Annotated in this window: 19 protein-coding genes; 3 read left to right on the top strand and 16 right to left on the bottom strand. The window is 48.0% G+C overall.

All coding sequences use genetic code 11. The features are described from left to right. Positions 1-165: 165 nt before the first annotated feature. The 4 genes from ACE3MQ_RS21830 to ACE3MQ_RS21815 form a co-directional block, all read right to left on the bottom strand. Positions 166-1212, bottom strand: a complete 1047-nt coding sequence (locus tag ACE3MQ_RS21830) for an AraC family transcriptional regulator (protein WP_379396676.1) — start codon at positions 1210-1212, stop codon at positions 166-168. 101 nt (positions 1213-1313) lie between these two features. After that, positions 1314-2237, bottom strand: a complete 924-nt coding sequence (locus tag ACE3MQ_RS21825) for a carbohydrate ABC transporter permease (protein ID WP_379396674.1) — start codon at positions 2235-2237, stop codon at positions 1314-1316. 11 nt (positions 2238-2248) lie between these two features. Further along, positions 2249-3319, bottom strand: coding sequence for an ABC transporter permease (locus ACE3MQ_RS21820; RefSeq protein WP_379396672.1), 1071 nt, complete (start codon positions 3317-3319; stop codon positions 2249-2251). Between the two features lie 132 nt (positions 3320-3451). After that, positions 3452-5122, bottom strand: coding sequence for an extracellular solute-binding protein (locus ACE3MQ_RS21815; RefSeq protein ID WP_379396670.1), 1671 nt, complete (start codon positions 5120-5122; stop codon positions 3452-3454). 297 nt (positions 5123-5419) lie between these two features. Here ACE3MQ_RS21815 and ACE3MQ_RS21810 point away from each other — a divergent pair, with 297 nt between their 5' ends. Both ACE3MQ_RS21810 and ACE3MQ_RS21805 read left to right on the top strand, forming a co-directional pair. Then, a complete protein-coding gene (locus tag ACE3MQ_RS21810; protein WP_379396668.1) occupies positions 5420-7195 on the top strand; it encodes a cache domain-containing sensor histidine kinase in 1776 nt (591 codons plus the stop codon). Further along, the gene (locus ACE3MQ_RS21805) at positions 7189-7923 is read left to right on the top strand and encodes a response regulator transcription factor (RefSeq protein ID WP_379396666.1); all 735 of its coding nucleotides are present in this window, start codon (positions 7189-7191) and stop codon (positions 7921-7923) included. Before ACE3MQ_RS21810 ends, ACE3MQ_RS21805 begins: the two co-directional genes overlap by 7 nt. A gap of 200 nt (positions 7924-8123) precedes the next feature. Here the strand turns inward: ACE3MQ_RS21805 and ACE3MQ_RS21800 are convergent, their stop codons facing one another. From ACE3MQ_RS21800 to ACE3MQ_RS21785, 4 genes are read right to left on the bottom strand one after another with little or no spacing between them, the layout of a single operon-like run. Next, positions 8124-8747 (bottom strand): SGNH/GDSL hydrolase family protein, encoded by a 624-nt coding sequence (locus tag ACE3MQ_RS21800; protein WP_379396664.1) that lies wholly within the window; start codon positions 8745-8747, stop codon positions 8124-8126. A 31-nt stretch (positions 8748-8778) separates the two neighbouring features. Then, entirely contained in the window at positions 8779-9801 is a 1023-nt protein-coding gene (locus ACE3MQ_RS21795; RefSeq protein ID WP_379396662.1) for a zinc-binding alcohol dehydrogenase family protein, read from the bottom strand. 18 nt (positions 9802-9819) lie between these two features. After that, on the bottom strand, positions 9820-10782 hold the full coding sequence (locus ACE3MQ_RS21790; protein ID WP_379396660.1) for an aldo/keto reductase: 963 nt from the start codon (positions 10780-10782) through the stop codon (positions 9820-9822). Positions 10783-10797: 15 nt separating this feature from the next. Continuing rightward, a complete protein-coding gene (locus tag ACE3MQ_RS21785) occupies positions 10798-11628 on the bottom strand; it encodes an amidohydrolase family protein (protein WP_379396658.1) in 831 nt (276 codons plus the stop codon). Between the two features lie 181 nt (positions 11629-11809). Here ACE3MQ_RS21785 and ACE3MQ_RS21780 point away from each other — a divergent pair, with 181 nt between their 5' ends. Further along, a complete protein-coding gene (locus tag ACE3MQ_RS21780; protein ID WP_379396656.1) occupies positions 11810-12664 on the top strand; it encodes an AraC family transcriptional regulator in 855 nt (284 codons plus the stop codon). A gap of 49 nt (positions 12665-12713) precedes the next feature. Here ACE3MQ_RS21780 and ACE3MQ_RS21775 read toward each other — a convergent pair whose 3' ends face one another. The 8 genes from ACE3MQ_RS21775 to ACE3MQ_RS21740 all read right to left on the bottom strand — a co-directional run bounded on the left by ACE3MQ_RS21775 (position 12714) and on the right by ACE3MQ_RS21740 (position 21907). Beyond that, complete coding sequence (locus tag ACE3MQ_RS21775) at positions 12714-13670, bottom strand: pectinesterase family protein (RefSeq protein ID WP_379396837.1); 957 nt, start codon at positions 13668-13670, stop codon at positions 12714-12716. A gap of 25 nt (positions 13671-13695) precedes the next feature. Continuing rightward, positions 13696-14586: a dienelactone hydrolase family protein gene (locus tag ACE3MQ_RS21770; RefSeq protein ID WP_379396654.1), complete on the bottom strand. Its 891-nt coding sequence runs from the start codon at positions 14584-14586 to the stop codon at positions 13696-13698. 11 nt (positions 14587-14597) lie between these two features. Continuing rightward, entirely contained in the window at positions 14598-15959 is a 1362-nt protein-coding gene (locus ACE3MQ_RS21765; protein ID WP_379396652.1) for a glycoside hydrolase family 28 protein, read from the bottom strand. A gap of 23 nt (positions 15960-15982) precedes the next feature. Next, positions 15983-17098, bottom strand: a complete 1116-nt coding sequence (locus tag ACE3MQ_RS21760; protein ID WP_379396650.1) for a glycoside hydrolase family 88/105 protein — start codon at positions 17096-17098, stop codon at positions 15983-15985. Between the two features lie 124 nt (positions 17099-17222). Continuing rightward, on the bottom strand, positions 17223-18320 hold the full coding sequence (locus ACE3MQ_RS21755) for a glycoside hydrolase family 88/105 protein (RefSeq protein ID WP_379396648.1): 1098 nt from the start codon (positions 18318-18320) through the stop codon (positions 17223-17225). Positions 18321-18380: 60 nt separating this feature from the next. Beyond that, positions 18381-19256, bottom strand: coding sequence for a carbohydrate ABC transporter permease (locus ACE3MQ_RS21750; RefSeq protein ID WP_379396646.1), 876 nt, complete (start codon positions 19254-19256; stop codon positions 18381-18383). Between the two features lie 21 nt (positions 19257-19277). Further along, the gene (locus tag ACE3MQ_RS21745) at positions 19278-20243 is read right to left on the bottom strand and encodes an ABC transporter permease (protein ID WP_379396644.1); all 966 of its coding nucleotides are present in this window, start codon (positions 20241-20243) and stop codon (positions 19278-19280) included. Positions 20244-20365: 122 nt separating this feature from the next. After that, on the bottom strand, positions 20366-21907 hold the full coding sequence (locus ACE3MQ_RS21740) for an extracellular solute-binding protein (protein ID WP_379396642.1): 1542 nt from the start codon (positions 21905-21907) through the stop codon (positions 20366-20368). Between the last annotated feature and the right edge of the window lie 84 nt (positions 21908-21991).

Raw genomic sequence — 21991 nt, 5'->3', positions numbered from 1 at the left:
TTTATTCCATCCCCCTAAGCGTTGTATGTCGGAGGTTCCCTTGAATTCCTTAAGAATTCTTAAAATTTCATAGAATAACCTCCCGAGTGATAACCTATAGCTTCATTCTATCAGGGGGCCGATAGGAAGCGTTATCAATATTCTGACTTCCTGCGTCTCGCATTGTCAGAAATCCTCACTTTTTTCTACAACATCATCCTTCTGTGCGTGAAGTGAATTTCTGTATTGTACCGGAGTATATCCCGTATGCTTCTTAAAGAGAGCATGAAAATACTGACGGCTGCCTACTCCAACATAATCAGCAATATCCGCAACTGGAATATCGGTATGCAGCAGCAGCATCGACGCTTTGTCCATCCGCAGCCGGGTCAAATACTGCATCATCGTCTCTCCTGTATGGTTCTTGAAAATGCGCTGTAAATAACCGGGGTGCAAATTAACAATGCCTGCAACATCCTGTACAAGGATGTCACGGTCATAGTTCTCGTGAAGATATCCAATACATTGCTTCACATAGTGATCGTATTCCTGCTGTCCGCTGCTGCTTTGCTCCAAACGAAGACGGCCGAGCGAAATAAGCAGCTGTGCAAACAGGAGACGAACCATTGCCTGGCCTTGACTGTGCCCTAGATGTCCCTGACCACGCCGTGTCACTCCTACTCCTGGTGCGGCTTGAAGCACTTGGCTGGTGCCTTCCTGCCTCGTGCCAGTTCTGGCAGCCGAGGCTTCGTGACCGATCCTGTCTAGCTCTAGTACCAAGCTCTTCAACGTATAATATATGTCCTCCGGATCTCGCATGACGATATAGTCAAACGCAGTGGATGTCATAATAGCCACATCATCCCCGCCATCTTCAAGGTATCGCCGCAACGAAGGGAAACTTCCCTTGCAGGGAGCAAACCGGAACTCTATGTTCAGCATCCGGCAAGGACTCTCCTTCTCCACGATCAGCCTGTGGGGAACATTCGCATCAATGAGGATAAACTCCCCTTTTTTCAAGCTGACTCCGTCGACTGTAGAGACGCTGCCCTTGACATTCCCGCCGCAGACTTCAACCCGGCATACTCCGGATATGATATACATAATTTCCGTGGAATCGTGCCGATGAAATTCCATATGCATTTCACTCCACTGCTTGAAATAATAGGCTGTAATATCCGGCTGATAATCTCCGTCTAATAATCCGGTTCGAAATAAGCTGCCCCGCTCCATCACATTAGCCTCCTGACTCTTCTGCCTTGATCCTGTCAGCTTCTAATGTATCTTGTTAGCAGCCATTCTATCAAGTCACCTCGGCTGGATGACGGGATAAGCTATTCCTTGACCCCGCCAAGGGTCAGGCCGGTGACGAAGTACTTTTGCAGGAAGGGATAGACGACGATAATAGGCACGGTAGCCACGACCGTGATTGCAGCGCGGATCGATACCGGCGTCACGATGTTCGCCTGAATGTTCTTGCTGTTCGCAAAGGCGGACTCCGCGCTGCCTCCAACGCTCATATTTGCAGACTGAAGTTTCTTCATCAGCTCATATTGCAAGGTGCTTAGGTTCGGCTTAGAGGAATTGTACAGAAAGGTGTCAAACCAGCTGTTCCACTGCCCTACGGCAACGAATAGTGCAACCGTAGCAATTACGGGCAAGCTCAACGGCAGGATAATACGCAAAAATATCGTAAAATGATTTGCCCCATCCATCTGTGCGGATTCGACGAGGCTTTCCGGCAAGCCTTCCATGAATGAACGCATGACAATGAGGTTAAACGCGCCAACGAGGCCGGGGATGATATACACCCAGAAAGTTCCGTACAGATGCAGTCCCTTGATGAGCATGTAGGTAGGAATCAAACCGCCACTAAAATACATTGTAAAAACGAAGATGACCGAAATCGGCTTGCGAAGCACGTATTCTTGACGGCTAATCGTATAAGCGAGCATCGCTGTGCAGAAAACGCTGGTCGTCGTTCCCAGCACCGTTCGCGCCACCGATATAAGAAAGGCATTATAAATCATGCCGTCCTCGAAAATGGTGCTGTAATTAAGCAATGTGAACTTGCGCGGCCACAAAAATGCGCTGTCCCGTACCGTATCTGACGCCTCATTGAACGATACGGCAAGCGTATTAATAATCGGATATAAGGTCACCACGACCAGCAAAATAAGCAAGCCTGTGTTTATAAAATCAAAGGTAAAGTCACCTCTGGATCGTTGCTTTATCCTTCCCGACGTCCTTGTTGTCATTGGGTTCCCTCCTAGAATAGTCGCTCTTGGCCCATACGCTTCGCCATCCGGTTGGCGGCAAGGAGCAAAATAACGCTGATTACTGTTTTGAATATCCCTGCAGCCGTGGCGAAGGAGAAACGCGATAAATTGATGCCGTATTTGAGTACAAAAATATCGATCGTCTCCGAATAGTCAACGACCATCGGTGTCTGCAACAGGTACTGCTGCTCAAATCCAGCGTCCAATATATGCCCAATATTCATAATGAGCAAGATAATGATGATCGAGCGAATACCGGGCAAGGTGATGCTGAATATTTTTCGAAAACGGCCTGCCCCGTCAATGCTTGCAGCTTCATACAGGGACGGGTCGATCATGGCCATGGCGGCAAGATAAATAATGGCGCTCCAGCCGATTTCCTTCCACACGTTCGAGGCTCCGATAATCCACCAGAAATAATACTGCTCGGACAGCCACATGATCGGTTCTTTGATGATATGCAGCTTTACCAGCACTTGATTGACAATACCGTCAATGGACAGCATGTTCATAATGAGGTTGGCTGCGACGACCCATGAAATAAAATGAGGCAAATAGCTGATCGTTTGCACGACGCGCTTGAACAGCATTTTCCGTACCTCATTCAGCATAAGAGCCAGGGTAATCGAACTAACGAAGCCGAAGACAAGGTTAATGACACTCATAGCCAGCGTGTTGCGAATGACACGGAGAAAAGAGTCGTCCTGGAACAACTCGGCGAAATTTTTCCAGCCCACCCAGCTGTTATTCAGCATCGAGGAGCCAGGCTTGTAATTTTGAAAAGCCATCATCCATCCGTAGAGAGGAACATAGGCGAAAATAATGACATAGATGAGAAAAGGAACCGACATCAGCATAAGCATTTTTTGGCTTTTCAGCTTTTTCCACCAGGATGAATGGTTAGGTGCTGGCTTGCGCGGAACGGGATTGGTGCTATTTGCATGATGGCTATGTTGGCTATGATCGAGATGAAGACCCTGATCAATTTGATTGGCAGGGTTAGTATGATTAATATGACCAGTAAATTTAGCACGATTGGAATAACCGGATGATGCGGACATGATCGCTGTCCCTCCTTAGGATACAAGTTGAAATTCATTGGATGACTACGGGAGCTGTCTCTTCCTTATATCTATAAAGGGCACCGGCTCAGCACATAAGCCCGGCGCCCTTTATTTCTATGGGAATGTACATTACCAGTTAGTCTGGCGATCAATTACTTTTTCTGTCAGCTCATCCAGCCAGCCTTGAACGTCCAATTTATTTACGGTTGCTACGTATTCATTCCAATATTTCTCGAACTCTGCCTTAGACTTGGCAACGACCATTTGCGGAGGATATTTCTTGTTAATGTCGTCCAGCTTCTGGTTAAAGACTTTGCCCTCTTCCGAGAGCTCGATGCTCCACAGCGGGAAATACTTCCGGGCCATATTCGGGCCGTCAAATAATTCCTCATATGTCGTTACGCTATAAGCATTCAAAATTTCTTTATCCAGCTCATCGTAGCCTGCTGCGATTTCCTCCGGCTGCCGGTACTGCTCATAGTTATTGCCGTCAGGCATCGTACCCGATGAACCCGGCCAGAACCACAGGATGTTGCCGAATGTCTTCAAGCCGTTCTTCGGATCGGAGAAGAACTCACGCTGCTCTTCAGTACGATAGAACCGTCCCTCATCGGAAATCGTGAAGTCCTCGCCGGCTACTCCCCAATTCCGCAAAATTTGTCCTTCATCACTCGCCATGTAATCCGCATATTTAATCGCGCCTACGGGATCTTTGCAATTCACTGTAATCGAGAAGCCCTGGTTATAGTTCAGCGAAGGCACATCCAGATAATCGGGCTTAAAGCTCTCGTCAAAAGTAAGCTGCAGCGGCACCATTATCCGATTGGTTTTCCCCTGCTGCTTCAAGGAATCCATGGCAGCCTGGAACTGCCATTTCTGATCGAACATACCGAGCACACGTCCACTGGACAGCTTCGCCAAATACTGCTCATAGTTCGCAACGAAAGCTTCCTTGTCGATCATACCCTCGTGGTACATTTCGTTCAGCTTTGCGTAGTAGCGTTTCGTAATATTCTCATCCGTTTGGTAGAAGGAGAGCTTATTGTTGATGGGATCGACTAATGCCCGGGAGTCGTTAGGTCCTCCAGCAAGAAATTGCATCGGCGTTGTCAATGTGAAGTTGCGGTTATCATATGTAAGAATCTCGAATGGAATAGTGTCCGCTCCGTCGATTTGTGGATATTTCTTGTAATACGCCTTGAGGACGTCAACGTACTGGTCAAAGGTAGTAATCTTCGGGAAGCCCGCATCCTTTAATACTTCCTTCTGAATCCAGAATGCCGCACTGATTCCCTTACTTGGTGTTCCTGTTGGCGCGACCTGCGGCAGTGCATAAATATGTCCATCGTTTGCTTTCAGCCGTTCCCAGTACGGCCCGTAAATCCGTTTAATATTTGGGGCATGCTCCTCGATCAAATCCTCCAGCGGCAGCAGCGCATTCGCATCAATGAATTTTACCGTTTGATCCGTATTGATCAAATCCGGATAATCGCCGCCAGCGATCATAACGCCAACCTTCTGCTCCTTCTCGCCGACAAGGCGTTCATATTTGATTTTGACGCTGGTTTTCTCCTCAAAGATATCTCCGATCTTCGTATGCTCTGGAACGTTGTCGCCAGGATCAAACACGAAATAGTGGAAGGTTTTGACGCCGTCTTTCACAGCATCCTGCTTAGCATTGCCGTTGGTGCCATTTGCATGACCATCGGCATTACCGCCGCTGCCGGAGCATCCCGCCAAAGCCATAGATAAAATGAGCATCGTTGACACAATTAATGTAAGCGCTCTTTTTTTATTCAATATTCATACCACCCTTTCGTTAATGTACAACAAATGTATCAAACAACAGACGCACCATGAACCCGACGAACCAAAACATCATACCCGGTAAATCTAAACAGTTTGGCATGAAAAAACCTCGCCAAATGGCAAGGTTGCTCGAGAACGATTCTACTAACGAATCATCATGACACAGTTAAAATTTGTATTTATCGCTATTGAAAACGCTTAATAACTGTTAGAATTAAACAAAACAAATAACATAACAAGTTCAACATTCGTTATCTGTCTCAATCCATTTACAAAGGGGTATCGTGGATGAAAAGCAAGCTCCTCTTGTCCTGGTGGAACGATCTCAGACTGAAGAACAAGCTGATGATCCTTTATTTCGTTGCGGTTTTTATACCGATCGCGCTAACGAATACGATTTTTTATACGATGACCGCTAACTATGTAAGAACGGAGAAAATCAAAGATTTAAAGCTCTCCCTTGAAGGAAATAAAGACAATTTTCGCAAAACGATAGACAGCATTATCAGCTTCTCCACCGTGATCTATACGGACGGCTCGTTAGTTGGCGCTCTGGATCATACCTATGGCAGTGAAGCCGAAGTACTCACAGCCTATAGCGAGGTGCTGAACCCTTCGATTAACCGCTTCGTCCCCATGAATAAGCAGTTTTATAACGCCTACCTCTATACGGACAATACAACCCTGATTCATTCCGGGATGCTGAATTTCATCGATCGGGAGACAGAGCAGCAGGATTGGTACCGCGCAACCGTTGCGCCAAGCCGAAGCCGAAAATGGATGATTTATACGCATTCGCAGCCTGATCCATCTTATATCAGCGTCATTCGTGAGCTAGATTTTTACAAGCTGTATTCCACCTATCGCAAAATACTGAAAATCGACATATTACCGGAGTATTTGCAAAACACTCTGTTTGACCAGACTTTTCCCGGGAAATTATATTTACTTAATCCGCAGGGCGACATTGTTTATTCCTCAGAAGAGAACCTGCCGCAGCGGCTTAGCGATACCGTGCAGCAGGATATGACTGTCATCTTCAGCGTATTCGATGGCGTGGATTATCTTCAAGGGTGGCAAATAGCTGGCGTATATCCAAACAGCGTCATTGAACGGAGTCTGCTGGATTCCCGCAAATTTATTGTTTATTTGACATTGGCTAATTTTATTTTTCCAAGCCTGCTTATTCTTGGCTTCACCCGCTCGCTCAGCAAACGACTCGGACTTTTGTTCAAAGGAATCCGCTGGGTACAAAACCAACGGTTCGACCTGCTTAAAACGGAACGTGCCAACGATGAAATCGGCCAGCTTACCGAAGAGTTCAATAAAATGACTACCCGAATTGACGGATTGATCCATGACGTATATATCGCGGAGCTGAACAGAAGACAAGCGCAATTCAATGCCCTGCAAAGCCAAATTAATCCGCATTATTTATATAACACGCTGGATGCCGTACGGATGAGCTGTGTAACGAAAGGTGAAGAAGAGACCGCCCATATGATCAAGCTGCTCGGCCGCGGCTTCCGCAGATCGCTGAGCTGGGAGCAGGATATGATTCCGCTGCAGGAGGAGCTTGAATTCGTAATGGATTATCTTGAAATACAGCAATTTCGGTACGGGCAGCGCCTGCTGCACAACCTGGAGGTTGACGAGCGTGTGCTTGATATACCCATTCCGAAAATGAGCATTCTTCCGTTAGTAGAGAACGCATGCATACATGGGATTGAGCATTTGGAGTGTCAGGGAACGATCACTGTACTTGCTGTCCAATCCGGCACCGAAGCTCATATACAAGTGCAAGATAATGGCATCGGGATTGAGCCAAACAGGCTCGTGCAGCTATTGGGCAGCTTGGAGAGCTCAAGAAGCATGGAAAGCTATGCTGACGGCAAGCATGTCGGTCTTAAAAACGTCCATGCTCGGTTAAAATGGCATTTCGCCGATGATTTTAAGCTTTCTATTACTTCAGATCACAGCATGGGGACAACTGTAGAAATTAAGATACCGGTTTCACTGCAGTCAAGCGACGACGACATAGAAGGAGGAATACATGCATGCTAAAAACTTTGATTGTGGAAGACGAGCCTAGAATGCGGGAAGGTCTTAAAAAAATCATCTCCTGGGAGCAGCACGGGTTCCGCCTATGCGGAGACGCTGAGAATGGGCGGCAGGCGCTGCAAATGATCCTGCAAGAAAAACCGAGCTTAGTCATCACCGACATTCGTCTACCCGGCGCGACCGGACTTGAGCTGATGCAGGAGGTGACTCCCAAGCTCGATACCTGCTTCATCGTGATTTCCGGGTACGACGATTTTGACTATGTAAAGACAGCCCTCGTCTGCGGAGCCGTTGATTATATCCTTAAGCCCATTGAAGAAGAGCAACTGATCGTAGCCCTTCAACGGGTCAAAAAGAGATTATCCAAAGAAACTAGGCTGGAGCTGCCTGAAGAATCCATGCCTCCCGAGGATCCTGTCTTATTCGTAAAGCAGTACGTTAAAGAGCATTACCAAGAGCAGCTTACAATGAAAGATATTGCGGGAAAAATGTATCTTCACCCTTTTTACCTCGGCCAGCTGTTCAGGAAATCAACGGGGCTGTACTTCAATGATTACGTACACCAGGTGCGAATTGAAGCAGCCAAGCGGCGACTTGAAGCCTCCTGCTGCAAAATCGCCGATATCGCCCTTTCCGTCGGCTACAATGACACGGATTACTTCGTGCAGCAGTTTAAGAAATTAACCGGCTGTACCCCGTCCTCCTATCGTAAAAATATGCTGTCCTATTGATAATGAGTTAAAGCCATCCCCTTTGGGCGATTTTGTATACCTTCTTGTCCCGTTCGCTGAACATCAACTGCTTGCTGCGATTAATCAGTTGAACTATTGGAAATAGATGTGGGGCAATACGTAAAATGTTCCTACGAACGATATAATGAAAAAGCGTGGGTCACGTTACAGTGATCCACGCTTTTTTCAAACCTTCTAAATTAGAGTCCGCATGTCCGTAACCAGGCATCGGCAATCAGCTCGTGGCCAGCGGGTGACGGATGAACTCCATCCCCGGCCCAGTATGAAGGCTCCGCCTTGCTGCAGGCTGCTGCAAACAGTCCATCCAACGAGACGAGCAGCGCGCCGAATTCACGTGCCAATTGGCGCACCACCTGAATTTTCGGGTCTAAGTCCTCTCTCCAGCCTTTCCGGTCTTCGGGATGCGGAAGCACGAACGGCTCTACCAGAACTAACCTAGCATCAAGCGACTTCGTGGTTCGCTCCAGCAAATCGCGATAGGAAGACTCGAATTGTTGACTGGTCGTTACTGAACCATTGTCATAACGGCGCCAAGTATCATTGATACCGATATAAATAGATACGACCGTAGGCTTGAGAGCTAAGCAATCCTCATTCCAGCGCTCCTGCAAATCCACTGCCCGATTTCCGCTAATGCCTCGATTCAGAACCGTCAAATTCTTTTCCGGATAGCGATGTCCTAAACGTCCAGCGATCAACAAGGGATAGCCATGGCCGAGCGAGCTATAATCGCTATAGTCTCGCCCTGCATCCGTTATGCTGTCTCCCTGAAATAGAATGACGTCATCTTGTTTCAAGAACATATTTTATGTACCTCCTCAAATTTGAAGCAAATTAGTCTTCCAGTCTTACCACAGCCTTAATCACCTTCGATTCGGGCTTCAGCCATGCGTTAAACTCATTGATCATATTTCCAAAGGCGGAGCCATGCGTAATATATCGGCTAATATCCATATGTCCGTTTCGTATCACACTCAGCACATGATCAAAATCCGCTTTCGTCGCATTGCGACTGCCCATTAAAGTCAGCTCGCGGCTGTGAAACTCCGGATCGTCAAACGTAATTTCATCCTTCACCAGGCCAACGAATACAATCCTTCCGCCATGGGAGGCCAGGTTAAATGCCCCCATCATCGACTTGACGTTGCCTGTAGCGTCAAAGACGACCGTCGGGAACTCTCCCTTCGTTATTAAGGAAATTTGCTCCTTTGGTTGCTCGAGAGCGTTGACAGTATCATCTACCTTAGCCCATGAACGGCAGTACTTAAGGCGTTCTTCATTAACATCCATCGCGATGACTTTGGCTCCCAATGCCTTGGCCAACGCCATGATGCCAAGCCCGATCGGCCCCGCCCCGATGACGAGCGCTGTTTCTTCAGGCTGTAAGCCGGAACGGCGAACGGCATGAGCGCCGATGGCCAAGGGCTCCAGCATGGCGGACTGATCCAGCGTAAGTCCCTCTGTATTGATCAAATGACTGATCGGGACTGCTATCCGCTCGCGCATACCACCGTCAACATGCACGCCAAAGACCTTCATTGAAACGCAGCAGTTGGTTTTTCCATTGCGGCAAGCAATACATTCCCCGCAATGGATATAGGGGATAATGCTAACCTGATCGCCTGTGTGCAGCTTATAACTATTTTCGCCAATAGCCTCGATTCTTCCTGCCAACTCGTGGCCCAGTACTCGCGGATAGGTGAAATAAGGCTGGTTGCCTTGATAAGCATGCAAATCGGTGCCGCATATCCCGACTCTCTGGATACGTATGATCGCCTCTCCCTCTTTCAGAGCCGGCTCGGGCAGGTCTTCCCGATATATAAATTTTCCGGCCTCTTCGCAAACGATCCCTTTCACGCTTTCTGCCCCCTTTGGCTAGGCCTTATTAAGTCGCCGTACTGGCCTTGTTTCGTTGTATTCATCTAATCCGCTTCTCCACGACTCGTTATGAATCGGAGCCAGTATTTCAAGCACCTTTCGCAGCAGCTCCCGATCCAGAGGCTCATCCGTCCAACCTGCATTGTTAACAATGTTATTGACACTGGCCGTGCTGACCAAGGTTGTGGGAATAAGCTCATTTTGTGTAGAAAATTGTACGGCCAGCTTCGCTATGTCCTCCCCCTGGGAGGCGCAATAGTCGATGGCTTGTCGGCAGACTTCCTTTAACCTTGCACTGGCTGGATGCCAGTCTGGCGTGGCTTGTCCGCTGAACAATCCCATGGACAGCGGGGATGCATTCACTAAACCAAGCTCCCTTTCCTGTAGCAATGGCAATAAATCCAAGAGCGAGGTATCGTTCAAGGAATAATGGCAGTAGGAAAGAATCATATCGATATCGATTTGCGGCAATATCCGCTCAAACAGCTGGAGCGGCAGTCCGCTGATGCCTCCGAAGCGAATAATTCCCTGTTCTTTTAAGCGGTGAAGGGCTGGTACAGCTTCCTCAATGATGATGTCAGGTGCAGCAAACTCAATGTCATGCAGAAACAAAATATCGAGATAATCCGTCTGAAGCCGATTTAAGCTTTCCTGTACGCTGCTGTATATCCGCTTCGCGCTAAAATCGAACGTATCCTCTCCATAACGTCCCGCCTTCGTGGATAAAAGGTATTTATCCCGCGGAATACTCTGCAAAGCCTTGCCCAGTACCGTCTCTGCCTTCGTTAGACCATAATACGGCGAGACATCAATCAGATTGATGCCTGTGTCTATAGCCGCATGCACCGTGCGAATGCTTTCCTTGTCATCCGTTTGACGGAACACGGATCCTAGCGACGAAGCTCCGAAGCTAAGCACAGATACATCCAATCCCGTGTTGCCTAATTTACGATATTTCATAGCAAGATCACCTCGTCACAGTTTATAAAAATCTTTGGCATTCCCGCCGAATACACGCGAACGCTCCAATTCGCCCCACGTTTCCGGCAGGGAGCGTAACAGCAGCTGCATGACTTCGCCATAATCGGCTGCCAGCAAGCAGACGGGCCAATCGCTTCCAAACATCACTCTCTTCGAGCCAAATAATCGGGCAATCCGTTGAATGTAAGGCATGAAATCCTCCGGCTTCCAGCACTGATGATCTCCTTCGGTAACCATTCCTGATAATTTGCAGTACATGCCGGGAAACCGCGATATTTCTTCCATATAAGTGAGCCATGGCTCGATTTCTCCGGTCTTGACGGGTGGTTTGGCAATATGATCAATAACCCCGCGCAGTTCGGGAACCTGACGAATCAGTTCTAAGACATGCTCCAATTGCTCCGACACGACCAGCAAATCGACCGGCACATCCTCGGCGGCATAGCCTTGAAGCGCTCGTACAAAATCTCGATCCAATATCCGCGAGCTGTCCGGCATGTCTTGAATCATCATCCGGAAGCCGACGAACTTCGGATGACGTCGAAACCGTTCAAAGTGCTGCCTGTGATCGTCCTGACCCAGGTCTAGCCAGCCTACTACCCCAAGAACAGACGGAGTCTGCTCGGCAATGGACAAAATGTATTCCGTTTCCTCTACGGTTGGTGCCGCCTGCACAAGAATGCTTCCGTCAAGTCTATGCTCCTTCAATAAAGGATCCAAATCCACGGGCAGAAAATCCCGATATAACACGGGAATATCCGGCGTAATCCAGCCGTAATCTCCCCGTTCTATCCGCCAGTAATGCTGATGAGCATCAATCCGCATCCGATCATCACACCTTTTAAATGATATAAAATCTTATCATAGTCTCATTTTATATATAAAATATGATAATGTAACACTTCAATCCTGCATTTTTATAACTTATTTTGATATGATGAATACATATAACGGAAAGGAGTGAGCACGTATTCATCCGCTTCGCAAGCCCTTCTTTGGCGACCCTTTGTTCCCGTTCGAGATCGTTTATAAAACCGTAAAAAGACAGCTGGATGAGCTGCCTGATCATCTGCACGACCGCTATGAGCTTGTATATATTCATCAAGGGAGAGGCAGCTTTTTTATCAATAATACACTATACGAGAAGAAGCCTGGCGACTTGTTTGTCATCCCCGGCAACACGATACATCATGCTTTGCCTGATCGCGACGAGCCCATCGTATCAACCGCCGTTTATTTCGCGCCAGCCCTCTTCACAGCCAGCTCCCTTGATGTTTCCTATTCCCATCTTCTATGCTATGAGCTCGCCCGAAAGAGAAAAATATTCAAAATCGAGTTATCCGACGAGCTCAGGCAGGTGACGGAAACGGCCCTTGAACAAATCAACGGGGAATTGACTCAGCGGCATCTAGGCTATCGCGAAGCTGTACGCTTGCTTGTCTGCCATTTATTGCTGCATATCAACCGGCTCTCCATGCTGGATTGGCGAGAAGTCAGTGATAACTCTATGATTGGCCCCCACTGGATCAGGGATGCTCTGCGAATGATCGACGAGCATCCTGAGCATCGTATCGGACTGTCGCAGCTCGCTGACAAAGCCAGCGTTTCTCCGCCTCATTTCTCGCGGGTATTTAAACAGTTGACAGCCATGAACGTTACGGATTATATCAATGCCAAGCGAATTATCCGGGCCAAGGAAATGCTGCTGCAGTCGGAGGACAAGATCAACGTCGTTGCGGAACGATGCGGCTTCGATACGCCGGCTCATTTCCATCGTGTATTTAAAGCACTGACGGAGTTAACGCCGAAAACGTACAGAAAAAGCCTAGAAACAAAAAAAGGGCCACACCCTGATCCTTAAGAATCATGCTGTCATAACAGCATCATTCAGAATAAGGGTATGACTCCTCTTATCGCTTCCAAAAATCCGTGCCGGCAAAGACCTGCTCCTTCCGGAGTGCCTCCGGCTCTGCCCCAATGCAGCCTGCCCAGCGAACCCGCTGTGAGCGTAAGGCTTCGGCGTAAGTAAGGCTATATTCCTGATAGCAAACACTCGCTTCATTGGAGGGATCATTCCAGTTAGCCCAGCCCTGCGGGTGAATATGATCCCCCAGCGTGCAGCTCACATATGCGGTCTTGGCATATTCACGCCAGGGCCTTCCCAGGTAAACATCTGAAACTCCGGGAGCCGCTGTCAGGAAGCAACGATGGAACACATAGCCGTGCTCCTGTCCTTCCGGTGTAGATGCCGCCGTGATATATCCCGGTTGATTCTCGTAATGACGCAGGCTCCGAAGCTCGCAGCTGTCGAAATAAGCGGTCGCTCCGCCGAAAATAAAATCCACCGTTCCCTCAATATAGCAATTTTCATACAATTGGCGGTAATGGGCATGGTGCTCTTTGAGCGGAATTCCGCCAAACTCCGCCCGTTCTCTCGGGGCCGGCGGCAAAGGGCCTGTAAATAACGTATCCTGGTGGGCCTTGAAGGAGCAGTTCCTGAATACGGTCAAATCGCAGTGCGCATATACCGCTAGAGCCTGACCGATGTCTTGTCCCTGCCCCGCCGTATTCGCTACCACGATATTTTCCAAAACCAAATCGCTGCCGCCCAGGAATAAGGTCGGTGTCGCAAACGTCTCTATCGGCTCCCCGTGCTCGTCTCGCTCTTTCGCATAGCGCTTCCCCGTAATTTCCACGCAGCCCAGGCCGATCATTCGTAAATGTGAACGGTAGATAAGCACATTCTCTTCATAAACACCTGATAATATAAACAGCGTTTGAACTTCATTTGAAGCTTGCTGCTCCAGCGAATCGATCGCCGCTTGAATACTGCGAAAATGACAGAAGGACTCATTGCCAACAATAATAGGCTCCGTGATTTTGCTCATTCCGCTACAGATGCTCCGTCAAAAATTGCTGCCAGGCTACCCGCATATCCAGAGTTTCCATATGCCCGGCGCTGGAAATTACGGGCTGCCAATGATCGGCTTTGCCTGCAGATTGGTATGCTTCATAAAGTCCGTCGGCCAAATTTTCTACGCCTTCGATCGGGGTCATTCGGTCATTACGCCCAACCATGCTCATACGAGCCCGAGGCACGATGAGCTTTTGAATGTCCAGAGTTTGAAAGTGCTTCAACAAGCCGGGGACATAAGAATAGAATCCATGATGATCCAGCCCCCGCTTGGCAATCAGCGTCTCCGCATCGACTTGCCCGCAAATATCGATCGTGACCTTGATCCGTTCATCAAGGGCCGCCATCCACCATGACATCATAGCCCCCATTGACATCCCCATCGTCGCGATGCGGGAGCCGTCGATATCCTCACGCTGGCACATGTAATCTACCATGCGCATATTATCGTAGATCATCATGCCCCACATCACTCTGCCCCGCCAGAGCATTTCCTTGACTAGTTCGCTCTCCTTCTTGCCGCCGCGCTCGTTGAAGCCCCACATATCAATGCAGCAGGCCGCATAGCCCATTCCCGTAAGAACCTTGGCAAAGGAGGGCTCCTGCAGATAATGGCTGCTCTTGATAAATTCCTTGCGTCCCCTCTCATAATCTCCGCCATGAGAGTGATTCACAACGACGAGCGGAAACGGCCCTTCTCCGTGTAAAGGTTTAGCCACATAAGCGGGTACTTGTTCGATTCCGTTTAAGTCGAGCACCAAAGATTCCAACCAATAACCATCGTGCTCCTCCTGGGTCAATATCGTAGCCGTAATCGGCTTATTGACAGGCAGGTCTCCTAACAATCCTTTTAATCGCTCACGTGTCATTACGCTCCACCTCATTCATTGATATTATCGTTCGAAGGTGCGACAGTAACTTGTTCAACCAGCTTTTCAGGCTTTGCGGTATTTCTTGATTCACATTGCGTGATTTCCACATTCTCGCCGTTCTCAACATAGAAGGCAGTGCCTTCATGGTTCTCGATCGTGACCCGGTTAAAGCGAATATCCCGAACATTCCCTAGATAAAAGCCGCGGCGCTGCATTTTGTCGATGCCTGCCATCATCGCCGGATAGCCGGGAATCGCATCCTTCGCCATGGAAATATCGATGTCGCTGAACGTAATTTCTGAAATATATTGCTCAGCAAGTCCATACAAAAATCCGGCTGCGGCATGAACATTGCGAGCTGTAATATTCGCGAAATGAATGCGGCGGAAGCATGGGGTTTCCTCTGTAATCGGGTACGGATTTTTATCCCACACATACTTATCCTTGCCGCGAGGGCCGCAGAAATAATAGAGGTTCAGTTTAATTGGACAGATTACATCCTCCATCACAATGTTGCTAATGCGAATGTCTTCGACGATGCCACCGCGCCCGCGTCTCGATTTCAGGCGAATCCCCCGATCCGTTTGCTTAAATACGCAATTGCTAATCGTTACATTGCGGATATCGCCGCTCATTTCGCTTCCGAGCACAACAGCGCCATGGCCATGAACCATCGTGCAGTTCGTGATCGTAATGTTCTCGCAAGGCACTCGATCCGCCGTATCTTCGGTTCCGGCCTTAATCGCAATACAATCGTCGCCGACGTCTATATTGCAATTGCTGATGCGCACGTTCGTGCATGACTCAGGATTAATGCCGTCCGTATTCGGCGAATCCGCCGGATTAAAGATCGAAACATTGTCGACCGTTACATCATAGCTGCAAATCGGATTTATAGTCCAGCTTGGGGAATTCCTGATGTTCACATCCTTTATCGTCACCCGCCGGCATTTATAGAAGCCAATCATCGTTGGACGGGGATATTCCAGCTCCTCCGGCCTGTTCCGATGCTTATCCCACCACGGCTGCCCGTTCCCTTCGATCGTTCCGCTTCCGGTGATCGACACATTATGCAAATCGCTGCCAAAAATACAAGGAGTATGAACCTGCCGCTTTACGCCTTCCCATCTCGATTCCACGGCTGGATAGTCCTCCGGGTTCGTACTAAATGATAGGACGGCTCCAGGATTCAAACGTAATTCAATGTTGCTTCTCAGTATTATAGCACCGGTTAGAAACGTTCCCGCCGGTACATATACGGTACCGCCCCCAGCCTCGCTTGCCGCGCCGATTGCTTTGGCAATGGCCTCCGTCACGGGAACCTGACTATTCTTTACCGCTCCAAAGTCTACAATATTGTATACTTGCATCTGCTCTCGCTCCCATTCTTGTGCTATCGTCTTAATTCCTCGTATTCGGCGCAGGCTTTCAGAAACGCGCCAACTCCCTTTTGGTCATTCGTAATAATCGGCTCGCTTATATAGTAAGCATAAGTGCCGTCACGCTGATCCGCTCCGCCTAATCCGGCGACCTGACAGTTTTTATTCAAATTCACCCAGCCTTCTTTCGTCTGGAGCACAAACTCTGCAATAACCCCTGCGTAGGCGTGATCCACCGTTGTAATCCAATGATTATCCAGCAGACCTAAGCGGATTCCCTTGGCTATCGCATAGACGAACATGCTTGAGGCTGAAGCTTCCAAGTAATTGCCTTTACGGTCTCCCTGATCGATGATCTGGTACCAGACTCCTGTTGCCGCATCCTGCTGCTCCTTAATCGCGCTTAAGAGCTCCATTAAAATGCGAGCCAGGTGTCCGTAATCGGCATGCTCTGCCGGCAGGATTTCCAGCACATCCACTAGAGCCATCGCATACCAGCCAAGAGATCGTCCCCAGAAGTTAGGAGACAATCCTGTCCGCGGATCACACCATGGCTGAATGCCCTTCTCATCCCAAGCATGATAGAGCAAGCCTGTCCTGGCATCCTTCGTATGCTTCTCGCTCAGAATGAATTGCTTCGTCACATCATCTACGCCATGCCCTTCTTCGAACGTCAGCAAATACTCCAAATAAAATGGCGCCCCCATATAAAGGCCGTCCAGCCAGATCTGATAGGGGTAAATCTGCTTATGCCAAAAAGCGCCTTCCGAGGTTCGCGGATGAGTCTGCAATTGCTTTCTCAATAAAGCTGCCGCTTGCTTGTACTTCTCCTGCTTCGTCTCGCTATAAAGCGCAAACAGCAGTTTTCCATTGTTAATATGGTCGATATTGTATTCCCCCAGGTGATAGCCGCGAATGCTGCCGTCTTCCTGGATGAAGTAATCCATATTCTCTTTAATGAACTGAAAATACTTGCGCTCGCCCGTCTGTCTCCATAACAGTTCAAATCCTTTTAGCACTACACCGTAGTCATAAGACCATTTACCATCATAGCCTTTGTCCTCATAGAGCCTCGGCATGCGCTCCATAATGGATTCTGCTGTAATTATCGACCAAGCAGTTTGTATCATACTAGCCTCCGTTGCTCGTCTCTCTGTTTGCTTCTGGGTTACCGAGCTTCTAAATGAAATATAAGGACTTGATGCCCTGCAGTCCCAGAGAATCAAGTCCCGTTCCAATGAAGATGTAAAGCCATTAGCCGTTGATTAAGGACTGCATCTCAACACATGCCATGACCAGGGCACCAACCCCGTGCAAATCGTTATTTACTTTCGGGCGAGTCACGTAATTATCGTAATCCCCGGCCGATGTGCCAATACAGATATCTGGTAGAACCAATCTTCCCTGTTCGTCCTGCTGCAGCACTTGAATTAGACCCGTATAGCCCTTTTTAGCGGCAGCCAAGGCCTTCTCACCGGAGATTCCCAGCTTTACAGCCTTGGCGATCGTATATACGAATAAGCATGAGCCCGAGGTTTCAAGCCAGTTATCCGGCATATGTCCTTTATCGACGACCTGATACCATAAGCCGCTCTCTTGATCCTGGAATCTAACCAGGGCATCTACGAAATCACCAAGGACGGACGACAGCTCTTCACGCCCCGGATGATCAGCAGGCAGCAGATCTATGAATTGCGCCAGGGCCAGACCATACCATCCTAGCGAACGACTCCAAAACTCCGGCGAACAGCCCGTCTCCGGATCGGCCCAAGGCATGCGGCGGCTCTCGTCCCAGGCATGATACAATAAGCCCGTAGCCTCATCCTTCATATGTTTGCGCATTAGCTTCTCTTGGTGAAGTACCGTGTCACGCAAGCCGGTCTCCCCATAAGCGTTGGCATACTTCAAGGAGAATACGCCGGCCATGTAAAGTCCATCCAGCCACATTTGGTAAGGATATTTATCCTTGTGCCAAAAGCCGCCTTCCGAAGTTTGGTTTATGATCAGGAGCAGGTTTCTTAGCTTCTCAGCCGCAATTCGATATTTCTCCTGGCCCGTTCTTTCATGAAGATTGAACAGCAGCAGCCCCGCCTGCATGGCGTCCAATTCATCCCGTTGGAAATACAAATTTCCGTATGCATCCACGAGGTCATCTACATATTGTTGAATATAATCGACGTAACGGTCTTCCTGGGTCGTCTCCCACAGCAGCTCCATCCCGCAAAGAAATACTCCCTGGTGATAGTGCCAACGGTGGGCCGGGGGAAGCTCCCCCGCCTTATAAGTGTCCATTAAGGAATCGCACGCTTTTCTTGCCCAATCGAGCGGCGCAGCAGATACATTTACAGCCATTTCTAAGCTCCCTCCATGTTAACCGTAGTCCTCTTGCTCCAAGATGAGCCGCAATATGAATTATCCTTTCATCGAACCGAGCATAGCTCCTTTGGCAAAGTGCTTCTGCAGGAACGGATACACCATCAGAATCGGCAGAGTAGCTACGACGATAACCGCCATTTTGATCGTCTGATCCGGCGGCGGAACCGCAGCATCCAGCGTAGAGCTATGATCCATGCCGCTGGCAAGAACCACGATTTGTCTGAGCAATACCTGAATCGGCCATTTCGCACTGTCATCCAGATACAGGATCGCCGTCATGTAGGTATTCCAATAAGTTACCGCATAGAACAAGGAAATGGTCGCAATTGCCGGCATCGATAACGGCAGCACGATTTTAAACAAAATACCGAAGTCGTTACAGCCATCAATTTTGGCCGATTCCTCCAGTCCCTCCGGGATATTCTGAAAGAAGTTCTTGAGAATAATCATGTTAAAGGCACTAATTGCTGACGGAATAATCAACGCAGCGTAAGTATCGATCAGCCCCAGCTCTTTAACAACCAGGAACGTGGGGATCATTCCGCCATGGAACAGCATCGTGAATACGACCATGAAGTTTACGACCTTGCGGCCATCCAAATCTCGGCGTGACAGCCCATAGGCCATCAAAGCCGTCATAAACATGCTGACCAGCGTCCCGACTGCTGTGACTCCGATGGACACGCCCATAGCTTTGAAGATCGTGTTCGTTGAGAAAATGAATTTATATGCTTCCAGGCTCCACACCTTAGGAATCAGCACAAACTTATTAGCTGCTAATTCCGCGCTGGTAGTGAATGATCCTGCTACAACGTGAATAAAGGGAAGCACAGTAATCAAAGCGATGATCGCTAGCAATGTAAAGTTCACAGCAGCAAAAAGTCTGCCGGTGATAGATCTATCTTCTACCATTTCAATTCCTCCCGTAGCATATCAATAAACGCCTTCTTCTCCCAGCTTCTTGGCAATTTTGTTCACTGCCATGACCATAATGAGCCCGATGATGGATTTAAAGAAGCCGATTGCGGTACTGTAGCTAAATTGGCCTTGCCTTAAACCTGCGGTGTAAACATACGTATCAATAATCTCCGCAACCTCTCTGTTCATGGAATTCAGCAGCAAGTAGACATGTTCGAATCCCAGATCGAGAACGGAACCAATTTTCAAAATAAATAGGGTAATAATAACGCCTCTTATAGCCGGGATCGTAATATGCCAAATTTGTCTGAGCCTTCCGGCACCGTCCATGCGTGCTGCTTCATAAAGCCCTGGATCAATTGCAGCAATGGAGGCCAGGTAAATAATCGTTCCCCAACCCGCTTCTCTCCAGATGACCTGAATGATATACATCGGTCTAAACCAGCTTGGGTTTAGTAGAAAATTGATTTTTTCAAATCCGAAATAGACTAGCAAATCATTGATAATCCCACCATCCATCGTGACCATAACGAATGAAATGGAGACGACGATAACCCATGACATAAAGTGGGGTACATAGAGTAGTGACTGAAAAATTCTTTTAAAGAAGTTGCCTCTAAGCTCATTTAACATCAGTGCGAGTATGATCGGTATCGGGAAGTAAATAAAGATATTCAATCCGAATAGAATCAAGGTATTCATTAAAATATTAAGGAAATCCGGTTCAGTGAATAGCCTCGTAAAATGCTTCATGCCTACCCAGTTGCTTCCGAGAATGCCATTGTAGGGCTTATAATCCTGAAACGAAATAATCAACCCGTACATCGGCAAATACTTAAATATTATGAAATACAGCAATCCTGGCGCAATCATGACATAGAGCCATTTATTTCTCCATATACGCCTTCTCATTTCATCTTTGTTTTTCGAAGCCTTTAGTGCCGGTTGAACTGGACTCGGCTGCGCGGTGACTTCCTGCATGATCTTCTTCCTTTCTGTTTCATAATGGAGCAAGGTTACTCGGCTCTTGGGAATAGAAGAGGCTGTTGAGTCCATCAACAACCTTTTCTACTTCCTTTATAACTTTGCTTCAAGCTAGGTTCTTATTTCTTGTATGCAGCGTTATATTCTTCGATGATTTTATCCCCGCCCCGCTTCTTCCAGTTCTCTACTTCCTTCTCAAAGCCGGCTTTATCGATTTGTCCATACATATACTTGTATGTTGCGTCAGTGATGATTTGTTGAAGCTCAACGCCCTTCTCCGTGTACGTAGCCGAATCAAGTGGTGCCGTTGGATCCGGAACCCCTACCTTAACGTTCTCAAGAAGCAGCTCCTCAGCATGGATTCTGCCTGGCAGCACGTTATAAGGCTGGTACATGCCGTTTGTCTCGGACTCGCCGATTACGCTATCCTTGTAGCCTTTTACTTCTCTTTCGATTAACTCTTTATCGTCAGTTGGCTTAGCTTTGCCGTCTTCAACTGTATAGTGCACTCCTTCGATTCCCCAGAACATGAGGTTGGAAACCTCTGGAGTCATCATCTTGTCGAAGAAAGCGAGGATTTTTTTCAGCTCTGCCTCGTCTTTGACGGCACCTTTAGGGAATAGAACAACGTTGTTATATCCAGGAATCATCCATTGCGCAAAATTCCCGTCCGGTCCAGCAACCATACTGTGCGTATCCAGAACTGCTTCCGGAACGTTTTTAATGAGGTCTTTGTTCAAGGAATCGATATCCTGCATGGAACCGCCGATATACAGGCCCGCTTTGCCGCTAGTGAACATTTTAACGGCATCCGTCTTACTGGTTGCTGCGAAGTCCTGGTTCATATAACCGCCATCGCGAAGCTTTTTGAAGAAATCCATCGTATCGATATATTGCGGGAACGTAAATTCTGGCTGCAATTGGCCGTCCTTCTCTCCCCAGCCGTTCGGTGTCCCGAACCAGGAGGAAACGGTTTTAAATGCGCCATAGGTTAATTCGTTACGGTCAACGACCCCGATCGTATCCTTTACATTGTTGCCATCTGGATCTTGTTCCGTGAAGGCTTTCGCCATTTCAAACAATTCATCGACGTTCGCTGGAGCAGCAAGGTTCAATTTGTCCGCCCAGTCCTTACGATAAATAATCCCTTGGCGAGCCAGTGGTCTGCCGATGTACAGCGAGTACAGCTTGCCTTCTACTTTGGTATTATTCAGAATTTCCGGCTTCAGCTTGCTCAGGTTCGGAAACTCGCTGAGGTAAGGCCCGATCTCCCAGAATTGACCGTCTTTAATCGCATCCTTCATTTGGATGAATGTCGTCTGATTTTTCAAATAAGTCACTTGCGGCAATGAACTCGTTGCAAAAGAAGAATTCAACTTCTCTTCATACGTGTCTGCCGGGAAAAATTGATACGTTAATTTCGTGTTCGTTAATTTTTCTAATTCTTTTTTAATGGTGTCTGGCGGTGTTTCTGAAGTGTTCAGTGGAAGCATGATTTTAATTTCCATCGGCGCTTCTGATTCAGCGCCTTTCGCGGTATCGCCCCCTGCATTCGGTGCTGCATTCGGTGCTGCTTTTTCGTTGCCGCCTGAGCAGGCTGTCAGAACTACACTTAGCGTTAGCAATATCGCCAACATGATGGAGAAGGATTTTTTCTTCATAACCATTTTGACCTCCATTTGACTTATTGTGTTTACATGTTCCACAGTACAGCCTGAGTAGAGTTACGAATACAATCATTTACT

This window comes from Paenibacillus lentus (assembly GCF_042714055.1).
Taxonomy (GTDB): domain Bacteria; phylum Bacillota; class Bacilli; order Paenibacillales; family Paenibacillaceae; genus Fontibacillus; species Fontibacillus lentus_A.
Note: the sequence above shows the minus strand (reverse complement) of the source record. Positions and strands in the feature narration are given on the sequence as shown.